The organism is Veillonella parvula (genome assembly GCF_032577575.1).
Taxonomy (GTDB): Bacteria; Bacillota; Negativicutes; order Veillonellales; family Veillonellaceae; genus Veillonella.
Map to the genome: position 1 here is coordinate 252,749 of NZ_JAWFVO010000003.1, position 14,894 is coordinate 267,642.

The 14,894-nt window shown below is 38.3% G+C and carries 14 protein-coding genes; 10 read left to right on the top strand and 4 right to left on the bottom strand.

The window, feature by feature from the left end; all coding sequences use genetic code 11:
* Positions 1-480 precede the first annotated feature (480 nt).
* Positions 481-1,833 (top strand): NAD(P)-dependent oxidoreductase, encoded by a 1,353-nt coding sequence (locus E7K77_RS06985; RefSeq protein ID WP_195213355.1) that lies wholly within the window; start codon positions 481-483, stop codon positions 1,831-1,833.
* A gap of 469 nt (positions 1,834-2,302) precedes the next feature.
* Complete coding sequence (locus E7K77_RS06990; protein WP_004698196.1) at positions 2,303-2,578, top strand: helix-turn-helix domain-containing protein; 276 nt, start codon at positions 2,303-2,305, stop codon at positions 2,576-2,578.
* Here E7K77_RS06990 and E7K77_RS06995 read toward each other — a convergent pair.
* Positions 2,556-3,233 carry a lactate utilization protein gene (locus tag E7K77_RS06995; protein ID WP_004698255.1) on the bottom strand — a complete coding sequence of 226 codons (678 nt, stop codon included), beginning with the start codon at positions 3,231-3,233 and terminating at the stop codon, positions 2,556-2,558. The two genes, E7K77_RS06990 and E7K77_RS06995, sit on opposite strands and share 23 nt — an antisense overlap.
* A 382-nt stretch (positions 3,234-3,615) precedes the next feature.
* On the opposite strand from E7K77_RS06995, the gene pta reads away from it, so the two are divergent.
* The 4 genes from pta (at position 3,616) to E7K77_RS07015 (ending at position 7,193) form a co-directional block, all read left to right on the top strand.
* Positions 3,616-4,614 (top strand): phosphate acetyltransferase, encoded by a 999-nt coding sequence (pta, locus tag E7K77_RS07000; protein ID WP_004698157.1) that lies wholly within the window; start codon positions 3,616-3,618, stop codon positions 4,612-4,614.
* Positions 4,615-4,877: 263 nt separating this feature from the next.
* Positions 4,878-5,537, top strand: a complete 660-nt coding sequence (locus E7K77_RS07005) for a DUF542 domain-containing protein (RefSeq protein ID WP_316059582.1) — start codon at positions 4,878-4,880, stop codon at positions 5,535-5,537.
* 291 nt (positions 5,538-5,828) lie between these two features.
* A complete protein-coding gene (locus E7K77_RS07010; protein WP_325306178.1) occupies positions 5,829-6,632 on the top strand; it encodes a hypothetical protein in 804 nt (267 codons plus the stop codon).
* An 18-nt stretch (positions 6,633-6,650) separates the two neighbouring features.
* Positions 6,651-7,193: a glutathione peroxidase gene (locus tag E7K77_RS07015; protein WP_287526051.1), complete on the top strand. Its 543-nt coding sequence runs from the start codon at positions 6,651-6,653 to the stop codon at positions 7,191-7,193.
* Between the two features lie 166 nt (positions 7,194-7,359).
* On the opposite strand, the gene ygiD is transcribed toward E7K77_RS07015, so the two are convergent.
* Positions 7,360-8,154: a 4,5-DOPA dioxygenase extradiol gene (ygiD, locus tag E7K77_RS07020; protein ID WP_325306177.1), complete on the bottom strand. Its 795-nt coding sequence runs from the start codon at positions 8,152-8,154 to the stop codon at positions 7,360-7,362.
* 440 nt (positions 8,155-8,594) lie between these two features.
* On the opposite strand from ygiD, the gene E7K77_RS07025 reads away from it, so the two are divergent.
* From E7K77_RS07025 to E7K77_RS07040, 4 genes are all read left to right on the top strand, one after another.
* On the top strand, positions 8,595-8,951 hold the full coding sequence (locus E7K77_RS07025) for a winged helix-turn-helix transcriptional regulator (protein WP_008714741.1): 357 nt from the start codon (positions 8,595-8,597) through the stop codon (positions 8,949-8,951).
* 255 nt (positions 8,952-9,206) lie between these two features.
* Positions 9,207-9,908 carry an MBL fold metallo-hydrolase gene (locus E7K77_RS07030; protein WP_038125661.1) on the top strand — a complete coding sequence of 234 codons (702 nt, stop codon included), beginning with the start codon at positions 9,207-9,209 and terminating at the stop codon, positions 9,906-9,908.
* A 95-nt stretch (positions 9,909-10,003) separates the two neighbouring features.
* On the top strand, positions 10,004-11,239 hold the full coding sequence (locus E7K77_RS07035; protein ID WP_038125662.1) for a DUF445 family protein: 1,236 nt from the start codon (positions 10,004-10,006) through the stop codon (positions 11,237-11,239).
* Positions 11,236-12,549, top strand: coding sequence for a DUF445 domain-containing protein (locus E7K77_RS07040; RefSeq protein WP_325306175.1), 1,314 nt, complete (start codon positions 11,236-11,238; stop codon positions 12,547-12,549). Before E7K77_RS07035 ends, E7K77_RS07040 begins: the two co-directional genes overlap by 4 nt.
* Positions 12,550-12,717: 168 nt before the next feature.
* Here the strand turns inward: E7K77_RS07040 and E7K77_RS07045 are convergent, their stop codons facing one another.
* A complete protein-coding gene (locus E7K77_RS07045) occupies positions 12,718-14,133 on the bottom strand; it encodes a sensor histidine kinase (RefSeq protein ID WP_038150483.1) in 1,416 nt (471 codons plus the stop codon).
* A complete protein-coding gene (locus tag E7K77_RS07050; protein ID WP_004698139.1) occupies positions 14,111-14,785 on the bottom strand; it encodes a response regulator transcription factor in 675 nt (224 codons plus the stop codon). Before E7K77_RS07050 ends, E7K77_RS07045 begins: the two co-directional genes overlap by 23 nt.
* Positions 14,786-14,894: the final 109 nt, after the last annotated feature.

Consider the following 14,894-nt stretch of genomic DNA (forward strand, 5'->3'; position numbering starts at 1 on the left):
AATAGATTTGGCTGTGGTTAGCGTGTAAAAGTCGTAAATCTCTATTCATATTATATCAGTATATGTATCAAGTTATATGTAAATATTAACATTAATATAGTTTAATCTTGCATATAATATTAAAACAATTATGTTATTAATTACATAATTGCTTTGTAAAGGTAGTGCTAAATTTAGAACTTAACACATCACTATGGAAAGGGGTGGCTCATCTCTTTTTCTATGCAATCCTTGCAAGTATAGGGGCTATATTCGTATACAAAACCTGCTAGATTTGCTTGACTGTTGGGACTTTCACATTTTAGAATATACTATAGAATAGTGTGAGTCTGACCAGTGACCACACGTCTATCGAATGGTTACAAAAGATAAATGTTAGCAGCATGTGGCGGCATCCCTATGTGAGAGGGCTCATCGGAATGCTTAGGTGCATGCAAGGCTGTAAGTATAGTACTGGATCCTTGTTAGGAGGCATGTGCCATGAGTAACGAATTAAAACCACTACATTTTGATGCGGATTATACGATGGAGGAAGCGCTCGCCGAGGCGAAACGTTGTCTGAATTGTCCGAAACCATTGTGTAAAATGGGTTGTCCTATTGAGAACGAAATTCCTCGTTTCATTCAAGCCATCGCACGCGGTAACTTTGGTGAGGCCAATGATATTTTGGCGGAACGCACAAACTTACCATCCATCTGTGGTCGCGTATGCCCACGTGAAAATCAATGTGAAGGCAACTGTATCATGAATAAGGCGAAAAAACCGCCTATTAATATCGGTAAATTGGAACGCTTTGCTGCTGATTTTGAAAGCATCAATGAACTTCGCAAACCTAAGAAAATCAAACAAGATCTTGGTAAGGTTGCTGTCGTAGGTTCCGGCCCTGCAGGCTTGTCCGTAGCCGGTGATATAGCTAAACTTGGTTATGATGTAACTGTATTTGAAGGCCAATCTGAACCAGGTGGGGTACTCTTATTCGGTATTCCAGAATTCCGTTTGTCTAAAGCCGTTGTACGTCGTGAAATCGCTCGTCTTGAAGGCTTAGGCGTTAAATTCGTATGCAATACATTTATCGGTCAAGATAAAACTTTGGATGATCTCTTTGCTGAAGGTTTTGACTCTATCTTTATCGGTACTGGTACGCATATTCCTCAAGAAGTGCGCATGGAAAACGATGAAGTGCATGGCGTATTCCAAGCAATGTATTTGTTGACGAATGTACAATTGGTAGAAAATGGCGAGCTTGATGAAGAACAAATTCCTGTTAAAAAAGGCGATCGCGTAATTATCATCGGTGGTGGTAACGTAGCGATGGATGCAGCTCGTACATGCGTGCGTTTAGGTTGTAAAGCGGTAACTGTAGCATACCGCCGTAGCCAAGAGCAAATGCCAGCTTTGTTATCTGAATACGAAGAAGCGCGCGCTGAAGGTGTTCAATTCCAATGGTTCGCTTCTCCAGTAGGCGTAGAAGGTAAAGATAAGGTAGAAGGCTTTAAATACGAAGTGATGGCACTTAACGAAGATGGTGCAGGTATCCACGGCACTGGTAACTTCCAAGTAATGCCTGTAGATAAAATCATTATCGCTGCAGGTCATAAACCAAATGCTCGTCTTGTTGGGGAAGGTAATAACCTACAAGTAGACGAAAAAGGTTACATCATTACTGCAGAAGATCCTTATGGCATGACTAACCGTAAAGGCGTATTTGCAGGCGGTGACGTTGTACATAAACCAGCTACTGTAGTATTAGCGATGCGTGAAGCTAAAAAAGCTGTTGATGGCATGGTTAAATACATGGAAATCAAAAAAGCACAAGAAAGCATTACTCAATAATCTTATATAAATACATAGAAAGGACTATACAGTTGAACCGTATAGTCCTTTTGTATTGTTAATAGACTTATTATTTCTCAATGTATGTTAACAATATTGCGTATTTACTATACATCGTATAGTCTTCTTGTAGTATTAATAGAACTAGGTGATTTTATAAATCAAGTATATGCATAATGTATGAATGCTGTATAGAAATGGTAATATATAGATAATACCTGTATTTTTTGATTTATTCACTGTATTTTTAATGATAATAATTTTTATATATACTAAAATTCCACGAAATGATGAAATCCTACGAAACGTAATCTACATAGTAAAAAGCCTTAACTAAACTAATTTAGACATTAGTTTTTGTTAAGGCTTTTGTGTTATTGCATTTCAACTACTACTAGGCACTGACTGAGCCTAGCCGTATAGTAAAGGCATAAGTATGTGTTGAGGGAGAAAGTAGATAGAGGTTGGCATGAATCCTATCGTATGTTGTCAAGACTTACAAGTTCGACAAGAAATTCATAAACTTGGCGTATTGATTTTACTTTGGCGCAGACAATTGGGAATGACCCAGTATCAATTAGCAGATAAATCTGGTCTAGCCCAATCTTATATTAGTGATCTTGAAAGTGGTTCTATCGATCCGAGGTGGTCTACAATTTATCGGGTTGTATACGGACTCGGAGAAATGAGTGTACAAGATTTTTTGAATGGACCTCAAGCTATTAGAAGCCTAAAGATTCATTAATGATGATGACTTCCATGGTTTGCATATTGCGCATCTTTTTATAGTAAATCGTTAATGCATTGCATATACGATCTGGAGAACCACAGTCATAGCATTTTTCTTCTAATCTAGAACATGGATTGAGAGAGCTCTTTTTGTTCTTTTTGCTATTGAGCGGAGCGGCCACATTCCGTGCACGATAGATGGCGGAAGCTAAATCTGGTGTGATTTTGTTGATGCCTAGCACAAAAAATACCTCTTGAGAGCCAAAGAGTGAGGCGGCAACACGATTACCCGTACCATCAATATTGACCATTTCCCCCGTTTGAGCAAGAGCATTTACAGAGGTGAGAAATACATCACGTCCCATGGTGCGCAATGCGGTGTCGCGGAAGCTTTCACCAGGAAGGGGACGTTGAATATCTGTTATATCATCGTTGACCTGGGCTAAGACATCATGAACCTTGAGCTCCAATAAGGTGTGAGAATCACCGATGGCTACACGTTTATTTTGAATACGACCTTTTAAATAGGAAATAGCTTCTGCGCCTGTTTCAAAATAATGAACTACAAATTTATTTCGCTCCAAGGCTTTAATCGTTTTCTCTATGTCTATAGGCGTTTCGTTATTTTCTGGATTTATAACGGCGTTGATTGTTGTCTCAGTATTTGCCATAAGCCCTCCTAAATGGGTGTATAAGGAATATAAATTGGCATTTGGCTATCCGTATTTTGTTTCTATTATTGTAGCGTGTATGTGTAAAGAGTTCAATTATTGGTATGTAGTTCGTAGATAAAACTTATTTGAGGCGTTAGGTTTTAAATTAAAAAATTAGGAATCTAATCCAATCTTATATTTAAAATGATAAAAAGTTGGAATGAAATCCAAGTTGATAATTAAAATTGAGAAAAGTTGGAATGAGTTTCAACTTTCACAAAAAGAGTATAATACTAGGAATGATATGTTAAGAAATAATTTTTACTTTTACCAATAGGTTGAATTTGCTATAATAATAGTATTGATATGGCGTAATGCCAATGTTAAGGAGGCAAAAATCGTGGATTTAATTCAAAATTTGAAAAACCAAGTAAAACCATTAGGTAAAAAAATCGTATTGCCAGAGTACCAAGATGAACGTGTTTTGGTAGCTACTGAAATCATTTTAAAAGAAGGTTTCTGCACACCTGTATTAGTAGGTAATCCTGCTGAAATCGCTGAAGCGGCTAAAGCTGCTGGCGTTTCTATCGAAGGCGCTGAAATCATCGATCCTGCTAACTACGATCGTTACCAAGAAATGGTTGATACATTCGTAGAATTGCGCGCTAAAAAAGGTATGACTCCTGAAAAAGCTGACGCAACTATGAAAGGCGACTGCTTATTCTTCGGCGCTATGCTTGTTCGTCTTGGCGCAGTAGATGGCATGGTTGCTGGTTCTGCTACTCCAACTGCATCTGTATTGCGCGCTGCATTACAAGTTGTAGGTACTAAACCAGGTCTTAAAACTGTATCCTCCACAATGGTTATGTTCACAGATAAAAAAGAATATGGCGATGATGGCATGCTCATCTTCTCCGACTGCGGCGTATTGCCTAACCCAACTAGCGAACAATTAGCTGATATTGCAGAATCCACTGTAGAAAAAGCTCGCAAAGTTGTTGGCATGGCTGATCCTCGCGTATCCATGTTGTCCTTCTCCACTAAAGGTTCCGCTTCCACTCCAGAAGTAGACAAAGTAGTAGAAGCTGTTAACATGTTGAAAGAACGTAATGTGGACTTCAAATTCGACGGCGAATTACAATTGGACGCTTCCATCGTTCCTTCCGTAGCAGAAAAGAAAGCTCCTGGTTCTCATGTAGCTGGTAAAGCTAACATCTTGATTTTCCCTGATCTTCAATCTGCTAATATTGGTTACAAATTGGTTCAACGCTTCGCTGGAGCTGACGCTATTGGTCCATTGATTCAAGGTTTGGCTAAACCTATCCATGACCTTTCTCGTGGTTGCTCCGCTCAAGACGTTGTAGATGTTGCGGCTATCGCTGCTGTTGAAAGCATCTAATAGTTACTCACACAATTATATATAAACATATGTCGTACATGTTTTGATATGCTGAAAGCTGGCTCTATGGGGCCAGCTTTTTGTATGTTCAATATATATCTATGTATTTTTATATTCATTACTTTATGTTATTTTCTACGGCATTACCATTGTTGTCATGTTACTTTCAAATTCGTAGCCACTGCGACAGACAGAATCCATGGTTGATCGTATAGTATCACTATAAGAATATAGATCGGCGTAAACCATTGGAGGTGTATCTTATGAGTTTTGGAACTATTAATAAATCCATGACCGTAGCTGATGCGGTTAAAGTAAATCCAGAGTTAATGGATGTATTAGCAAAAGATGGAATTGATTTTTGCTGTGGTGGTGGACATTCTTTAGCAGAGGCTATTGCAGAAACAGGTAAAGATGTGGATGCATACATTGCTATGTTAAATGATGTACAAGTTGCTCAGAAATCTTCTCGTGCAGAGGTGCTTAGTTATTCTAAAGATCAATTGATTGACTACATCGTTCATACCTATCATCGAGAACAATTGAATATGATTGATGAAATTGACCAAGGATTGGCAAAACTACTAAATGTACATTATGACCATCATGGTAAGGAATTGACAAAGATTTATCAAACCTTTTTGCAACTCAAATCCGCTCTTGTACCTCATTTCCGGCATGAAGAACATGTAGACTTTCCTGAGTTTAAAGCGGGTAAACCAATAGACTTTGATGAACTTCGGGCTGAACACGAAGCTGCAGGTGTACTTTTGGAATCCTTAAGTGCATTGACCAACCAGTACACAGCACCAGCAGATGGCTGTGCTACTTATGTCTATGTATTTAAGACCATGAAAGCCTTAGAAGAAGGCCTGCATGAACATATTTTCTTAGAAAATTCTGTTTTGTTTGACATGAAATAGATTATAATATCATCTGTATAACGACAAGGCTCTATTGCAAAATGGCTCCTTGTATGTAGTAAAGACACCAATCGAATGGTTGGTGTCTTTTGTTTTCTTAAAAATTATGAGTTTGTAGCTATATTAGTTTGTAGCTATATTATGGTGAAATATGCGGTTTGCGTAAATACATATAGAAGGTGTATGATTAAATTAAATATATTTGATTAATATATTTAATCAATATATTGAGTAAATGCACTTGATATATACAGGTGTAGTTATGTTTGAAGTCGTGAAAAGGAGAGGGCTATGATTTCTGTATTCGACACAAATCCTGTTGTATTTGAAAGTACGGATCGTATATTGACGGTTAGTTACAATGGTGTACTCTGTAAAGATTCGAATGGACAAGTTATAACTGACATTGATTTTGATGATGTAAATGAGCTTCATCTTACAAGATATTTAAATTCAAATAGTAACTATTCGATTATATTTAGAGACCACAATTGGAAAAATATAGAAGGTCAAGATTTAGATACTGACCGTACAGATTATAATACTGGTCATAATATTCGTGAAACCAAAGCAATCATTGCAGCATTTGCTCGAAATAAATTGACAGCGGACTTCCCTGCAAATTTAGACACTCTTCAATTGCCACTAGATTACTCCTACATGGGGAAACGAGAAATTACTATTAAAAACGGTGTTATCTCAAATGGCAAGGTGGAGATTCCTATTAATGAGATTCGTCGCGTAGTGTGTGCATCTAATGGTACAATTAGTAAACTACTAGTGTATAAAGAAGAAAAACCTAGTTCCTTCTTCAAAAAGATTTTCGACAAATGTGATATGAAAATCACGTTGAATGCCATTACGTTGCCTTTGTTGGAAGCTATCGTAACACGTAATACCGGACATGGTATCGACTTCTCCCGCGGTAATGGCTTTGATCAAAAAGATTCTAACTATATTATTATTCGCTATCTTGACTCGGGATTCTTCCTTGATAAGGATGGTACGGCACCTACAGAATGGCAGAAAACTGCGGCTGATAGAACAGCTGCCTTTGATTATGATGTGCGTTATAAATATAATAGAGAATTTTAATTTAAATTAGGAGATTCCATGTCTGTATATCAATTCTCCCTGCCTACTAAGTCTGGGGAATTACAATCCTTACAAACTTATGAAGGTAAAGTTCTTATCATTGTTAATACGGCGAGTAAATGTGGGTTTACTCACCAATATGAGGGACTAGAGGCTCTTTATAAGCAATATAAAGAGCAAGGATTAGAAATTATTGCGGTTCCTTCCAATCAATTTGGAGAGGAAGAACCTGGTTCTAATAACGAAATCCAATCCTTCTGCAAATTGAATTACGGTGTCACTTTTACAGTTATGGGGAAAGCAGATGTACGCGATGAAAGTGCATTAGACCTTTTTAAATACATGATACGAGAACAACCGTTCCAAGGTTTCCCACCTAGTGATAAAACTGAAATGCTTACAAATTATCTCAATGGCATCGATCCTAATTATCTAAGAGATGATGAGGTAAAGTGGAACTTCACTAAGTTTGTTATAGATCGTAAAGGTAATGTGGTAGGGCGCTTCGAGCCTGTTGTAAAACCGATGGAAATGGAAGCTTTCATTAAAAAACTCGTTTAGTAGAGTCATTAATATGGTAAAGAAAAGAACCGCTAGTTTTTGTACCTAGCGGTTCTTTTGCGTATATAAAAAATATATATATATTTGTTTATATATAGTAATGTAAGGTTATTATGTGAATAGGAAATAAAAATTTCCTAGGAGATTTTTTGGTATCTTTATGGGCTTAAAGTATGTTTTGAGGCTCATCCTCAAAGATAAATCCCGTCATCGATAGGGAGCCCAAACTATAGGTTTGATTAAATATAGTCGGTTTTGCATTTTCACTAGCACCCATAATATAGATTAATGGCAGATAGTGATCTGGTGTAGGTGCTGCGTAGCTTGCTTGAGGATGTCGAGTGTAATTAACAATAGCATCTATATCGTTTCCTAAGACTGCCTTAGAAATGTATTGGTCAAACTCAATTGTGGCGGAGGTGCCGGATGGACTGTTCCATTCTATGCGTCTTAGATTATGAACGATATTACCGCTGCCCATAATAAGATAGCCTTCATCGCGTAATGACTGAAGCTTTGTTCCTAGTTGATAGGCTTCTTTTGGGCTTAGGTATTTGTTGATAGATAGTTGGACAACTGGAATTGATGCATCAGGGAACATGTGAACTAATACGGTCCACATGCCGTGGTCGATGCCCCAAGTATCATTTATAGAAACGGAGTTACCCAGTAATTTTTGTACTTCTTTCGTTAAATTGCTGTCTCCTTTGGCAGGATATACAACTTCGTAGAGTTCTTGAGGGAATCCATACATATCGTAAATTTGTTTTGGATTCTCTGTGCTTTGAATGTAAGTGCCATCTGCATACCAATGAGCGGAGATGGCAAGTATGGCTTTTGGTTTGCCATAGTTGTTGATTATATTTTGTCCTACATTTTTGAAAGTAGTTGTTGTTTCTGTATGTTCTAAGGCCATCATGGGACTGCCATGGCCTACGAATAATGTTGGCATGCGTTTCATAATATCACCTAATCCTTCAATTGATAATGTGTAATCTGTTTAATGTTGTAAAATTGATACAATTGTTTAGCTATAAATGTTGATGACTAAATCTAATAGTTATTGATTTACCAACCGATAATTGTATTTAGTTAGTCAGTTTATTATATATTGGTGCAAATATTTTGAATAGTAGAATTATTTGAGATAGGTACTATCAAAAATGATAGAATTGTGATGTTTACTGATTAAAATTTTTTCAAAAATTTTTGTACCCTAAAAAAAGATACTATAAAGTGCTTGCAATTCTAAAAAATTATGATAAGATTTGAACTACATTAAGTGGAAATATTTCTAATACCGAAATAGAAATTGTAGTATAGCGATAAAGAGTAGCATAGCTATAGATATTAATTTTGTTATAACAAGCTACTTAAGTTAGATATATAAGGAGAATTACAATGGCAGAGCAACTCGTAAATGTTCATGATTTAGTGGGCCGCTGTCCTTTTGCAACGAGTCAAAAGTTATTAGCCGGCAAATGGTCTTTGTTGATCATGCATGAATTATCTGAAGGTCCTGTGCGGTTCCGTGAACTAGAGCGAAGATTATATCCAATCACGCAAGCAACTCTTACAAGAGCGTTGCGTCAAATGGAGGATGATGGCCTTGTACATCGTGAAGTATATGGTACAATTCCACCTAAGGTTGAATATAGTCTTACCGAAGTGGGGGCCGGTTTTAAAACAGTTCTCGCATCCCTTGAAAATTGGGGCAACCAATATATCGACTATATGAAAGCCGCTGGCCGCATGTAAGAAATGCCAGCGGCATTTCTGCCCTATTACGATTAAACATATGTGGCACTATATAGATTTAAGAAGGAGTTAAAAGTCCTCTATACATATCATGATAATCTTATATAGGTATTCATAATCCGTTACATGTGTTATATAGAGTTCTTTGTACGAAGTATGAAAGGTCTTTTGTTTATGCCATGTATTAAGAAAAATATGGTATAATAAAATACACGAATGATATAAATTCTCAATAAATTAGAGGTATTGATAATAATGTTACATGTTACTTTTTTAGCGCATAGCGGATTCCTCGTAGAGGATGGTAAGCGTTGCTATGTGTTTGATTATTATAAGGATCCTAATAATATTGTTTGGCAGTTGGCTAAACGAGGTCGTGAACTTTGGTTCTTCGTGAGCCACACTCATGGAGATCACTTTAACCCATCCATTACGGAGTTTGATGGTCCTCAAACGCGCTATATTTGTCATCAAGATGTGCCGTTAGAGGGCAAGGTAAAAAAATGTATTACCATGCGTCCTGGCCAAGATGCGATATTAGATGATGTAGGCATCCATATGTATGGCAGCACCGATGAAGGCGGTTCTTTTTACGTAAAGACAAATACGGCGAATATCGACTCTGACTCTATCTTCCATGCAGGCGACCTTAATTGGTGGCATTGGCTTGGCGATACGCCAGAAAACAATGCGGATGCAAAGCGTATGGCTTGGCGTGAGTTCAAGGAATTAGATGGTTTGTCCGTAGATGTAGCGATGTTCCCTGTCGACAATCGTTTGGAAGACGCTATGGAGTGGGGTAGTATTGAATTTTTGCGCCGTGTACAGGTGAATAAAGCCTTTATTCCAATGCATTTGAATGGTCCATTATGGACACCGTCTGTGTACTTTAAAGCTCTCTTTGGGGAGGTGCCGATTTGGGAACCTCAAAAAGATGGCGATGAGGCTACATTTTAGATTGTAGATATAAGTGTGAAAGTCCGTAGACCTCGAGGTCACTACGTTATATAGGAACAGTCTATATGCGTAATTGAGTAAGTTAGGATCAAGTGATGATGAAAACCAAACCAGTGGCAACCACCCTGTTGGTTGTCATGGCTATTATATTTTTAATTTCATATCCGCAGCGACATGATATATTTTGGGCCTTTATCATGCATATCTCTGGGGCAGCTATGATAGGCGGCCTTGCGGACTGGTATGCAGTAACGGCTCTCTTTACGAAGCCTTTAGGCATTCCTTTCAAAACGGCAATCTTGCCGCGCAGTAAGGAACGATTAATTCAAATAGGCCGCACTATGCTCAGCGAAGAGCTATTGCGCGTGCCACAGATGTATTATGCTATCAAAAAAGAACGCGTTATGGTCCGTATCGTTGAATACGGCATGAGCGATGTGGGACAAGTTCAAATTCGAAATCTCTTGTACGGTGTGGGCAATCAAGTTTTATCTCATATGGATATTGAACCGATGCGCCAAGAGATTAATAAGGCCATTTATAAGGGGGTTACAAACTGGAAAGCAACACCCCTCGTTATTCTCTTTGGCCGTTGTATGCTAGAACGTCACACAGCAAGCGTGTTTTGGCTTTATTTTAACCGCACATGTCAGCGTGTTATCGCATCAAATCAAGTATATCCGTATTTGTATCGCGTCATGCTAGACATTATGAAAACTTATACAAAGGATTCTTTCTTTCGCGAATTGGCTATCGCCTTTGGTGGAGATGGACTTTCACCAGAACGATTGGTAGAAACGGTACAGAAAAAAGCCGTTCAATTCTTGAAGGAAAATGAATCTATTGACTCTGCATTGGGACGCTATGTATGGGGCCAAGCAATTCGCTTTTTTAATAATTTGGAAACTAATACAGAGTGGCAAGCTTTCATCGAAGAACATAAAAATCAGTGGATTAGAATGGTTCTTGAAGAATGGGAAGGCAAACTTATCGATGGGGATACATTGGATTGGAAACGCCTCATGGACATCGTTATGGAGCGCTTTAATGTTCTCGGCACCGAAATTTTGTTGAATCCAGATAAGCAGGCGCCGTTTGAGCGGTTCTTCTTGTTGCGTAGTATTCCGTGGTTGCAGAAATTGAACCCCCTCATCGACAGTGTGGTAGGTCAGGAGTTATCTCGTTACTCGCCTGATGAAATCACTCAAATTGTTCGTGGCAAAATGTACTATGACCTTCAAATGGTGCGTATTAATGGTTCCCTCATAGGGGCTGTCCTTGGGGGCATCTTATACGGTTTGACCATCATTGTAGAGGGGGTGCTCAAATGATTAGTTATTTGAAATCCCTTACCTTGAAACAGCGTGCTAATCGCATTTTAGGCTTGACTGCCGTATTGTATTGTTTTGCTTTTGTAGGACAATTTTTCTTTGGCTATGAAAGTTGGTATCAACCGTTGTACTGGGCTGTCCAATCTGCCCTCATCGGTAGTGTGGCTGACTGGTTTGCTGTAACAGCATTATTCCGTAAGCCACTAGGTTTCCCATATCATACAGCGCTAATTCCTCGCAATAAAGATCGTCTCATTAATGGCGTTATTAAACTTGTAGAGACGAAGATGCTTACCAAGGAGCGTTGTAAAGTATTATTGAAAAATGTGCAATTTGTGCCATTGTTTGAAAAGTTCTTGTTGTCTCCTGAGGGACAGCGAGCAGCACGCCTTGTGATTCATCAAGGACTACACCTTTTATGGAAATCTCAAACTAATGAAGAATGGGCACAATGGGGGGCAAAACGCATTCGTGGATTGCTTCAACAACATTCTCTCGTACCCGTTTTGAAACATGTATTACTCGATTTATGTGAGCATAATCGCTATGAAAGCATGGTAGTACAAGTTTTAAACGTGATTCAAGAACGAATCAATCATCCGGCTATGGTTACCTGGCTTACCGCTGTCGTAGCAGAAGAGGCACATAAGAAAAAGCGAAAAGGGTTCTGGTCTGATTTCCTTATTTCTATGTCCGAAGCTACCGATGTAGTAAACTATCAAGAAATGGCAGAGGCTATTGTCCAAGAGGCCTATGCGATGCTGGAAAGCTGGAAGCGACCCAATAGCCCCGAACGAACTGCTTGGTTGCGACAATGGGTAGAACCAATTCGTAATATTGAAGAGAACCATGAAGTCTGCGATGCTCTTGATGAAGCGTGGGAACGTTGGATTCGCGAACAAGATTGGGAATCTGTTATTGAAAACCATTTATGCCCTTATATAGAAGAACTATTGCTCGTAGGGGATGAAAACGGAGAAACTCCGGCTCAGGTTTTAGTTAATATTGCTCTTGAATTATGGAATGTATACGGTCAATCAGAAGATCTTAGAAATCGTATTGAAAAAACCTTACACGATATTGGGGATTACGTCCTTGAACAAGGGTATGACCTCATTGAAACTATCATACGTCAAGTATTAGGCGGCCTTAGTACAGATAAATTTATTTACTTTATCGAATCTAAGGTGGAGGATGATCTCAGTTGGATTCGTATTAATGGTGCCGTCGTTGGTGCTGTAGCGGGACTACTCGTGTGGACATTTCTCGAATATGTATATATGCCGTTCTGGCAACAATTTGTAGGCTAAAGTTAATTATCTATAATAAGTTGCTTTAAAACTAAATACATAAAACTAGTATATAGAAAAAGCTTCTATATGCTAGTTTATTATGGTTTAATTAATTCTACATTATGGGCTTTTAAGATTAAAATCAATATAGAAAAGGGACTGACCAAATGGTCAGTCCCTTTTGTGTTATTCTTCAGTTGTGTTGTACGGCAATCGCACTGTAAATGTAGTTTTTACTTGTGGTTCACTCGTGGCCGTTACTGTACCATGGTGTAAGTTAATAACTTTATTTACAAAGTAGAGGCCTAAACCTATACCGTGATTAGATTTTTTGTTTCGCGATTGTTCCGTCTGATACATACGATCCCAAATATGATCCAGAGCTTCAGGTTCGATGCCAATACCATTATCTGTTACGGTAATGACTAAGTCTCTGCCTACGAGTTTAGCCGAAATATCAATAGTAGAGTTTGTAAACTTAATGGCATTGTCCACTAGGTTTGTGATAGCTCGACGTAATGATACTTCGTGAGCATTCATATGTAAATTAGGCTCAATATGAGATGTAATCGTAATCTGTTTATCTGTATTTTCTGTACAAAGTCTTGTATAGTCGTGGACCATATTGGATAACATCAATGATACATTGACAGGTGCAAAGCTTAGACCTTGTGCATTTTCAAGGCGGGCTACATCAAGCAGTTGGCTTACAAGATTAGTCATGAACTTGGCTTGCTCTAAGATATGTGTTAAACCTTCCCGTAGATCTGCTTCTGTACGACCGTATTTTAAAGCAAATTCACTTTCTGCTTTAATAACGGCAATTGGTGTACGTAGCTCATGAGATACGTCAGAACTAAATTGTCTTTCACGATTGGAAGAATCCTCAAGACCTGAAATCATACGGTTAAATGTTGTAGTTAGTTCGTAGATTTCATCTCTTGCCGTGCGAGCTGGAATGTCGATACGACGGCTCAAGTCGTTGTTCTTACCGATGACTTTAGCTGTTTTTGTTAAAGTTCGGACCGGTTTAAGTCCTTTTTTGATGAAAAGATAACCGCCTAGGGAGGAAATTAGTAAGAAAATGATATTCCCTAATAGTAAGCTGTATAAAAGGTTTTCCGTCTTTTTAGAGGCTGTTTTTACTTTTGTAACAGCACGCAAAATACCACGATAGTTCGGTTCGTTGACCGGAGTATCGTAGTAGTAGAAGGTATCATCACCAGCAGCAATTTCACCAACTTGACCTAAGGAAAGGATTGTTTGGTTTGGAAACCCATCCGGCAAGGCGCCTTTAATAATATAGCCGTCTTGAGTTGATACAAAGAAGAATGTGTTATCTTGGTACGGTTTAAACTTGCGGATATCCGTAGCCATAATCATCGCTTGCTGCTGTAAGCGCTCGCGCACTTCTTTGTTATCGGATTCATGTGTATATGCGTAAATCCATGCGGATGCAACCATCAAAATGATAAGCAAAAAGATGGTATACCACGACATAATTTTAAAGGTTAGGGGCAGCCGATTAAATAAATCGGTGGCTGCCCCAGACATGGTATCTAGATCTCGGTGAGGATCATTAGTTTTCTGTTTTGAGGACATACCCTACTCCACGAACCGTTTGAATGAGTTTTACATTTTCATCAGTATCAATTTTCTTACGCAAATCTTTAATGTATACGTCGATAAGGTTAGAGTAGCTTTCATAATCGTATTCCCAAACATGGTCAAGGATTTGTTGACGAGATAATACGATATTTTCGTTACTTGCTAAATAGAATAATAGGTCGAATTCTTTTGCAGTCAATGTAATTGTTTCGCCGTCGCGTTTAACTGTACGTTGAGGAACATTGATGGTAAGTGGACCTACATGGATATCGTTTTGTGCATGACGCGCATTACGACGAGCCAATGCATAAATACGAGCAGTTAACTCTTCAAGATCGAAAGGTTTTACAAGGTAATCATCCGCGCCAGTGTTAAGGCCTGTAACTTTATCTTGTAAGGAATCTTTTGCTGTTAAAAGCAATACCGGTGTTGTATTACCGTCGTTACGCATTTGTGCAAGAGCACTGATACCATCGAGGATTGGCATCATAATATCCATTACGATAACGTCATAGCTGGATGTGTTAACGTAATCGATCGCTTGTTGCCCGTTGAAGCATGTATCAACTGTCATATTCTCTGCACGTAAATATTTAGCCGTGATACCATTCAGCATTTCTTCGTCTTCTACAAGTAAAATTTTCATTCTCTGTTCTCCTTATGTATGATTTAAAAATATAGCTCTCCAACTACATTAATTATAGTCATTATATATATATAAACTTCCTTTTTTTGAAAGCTACAACACCATATAA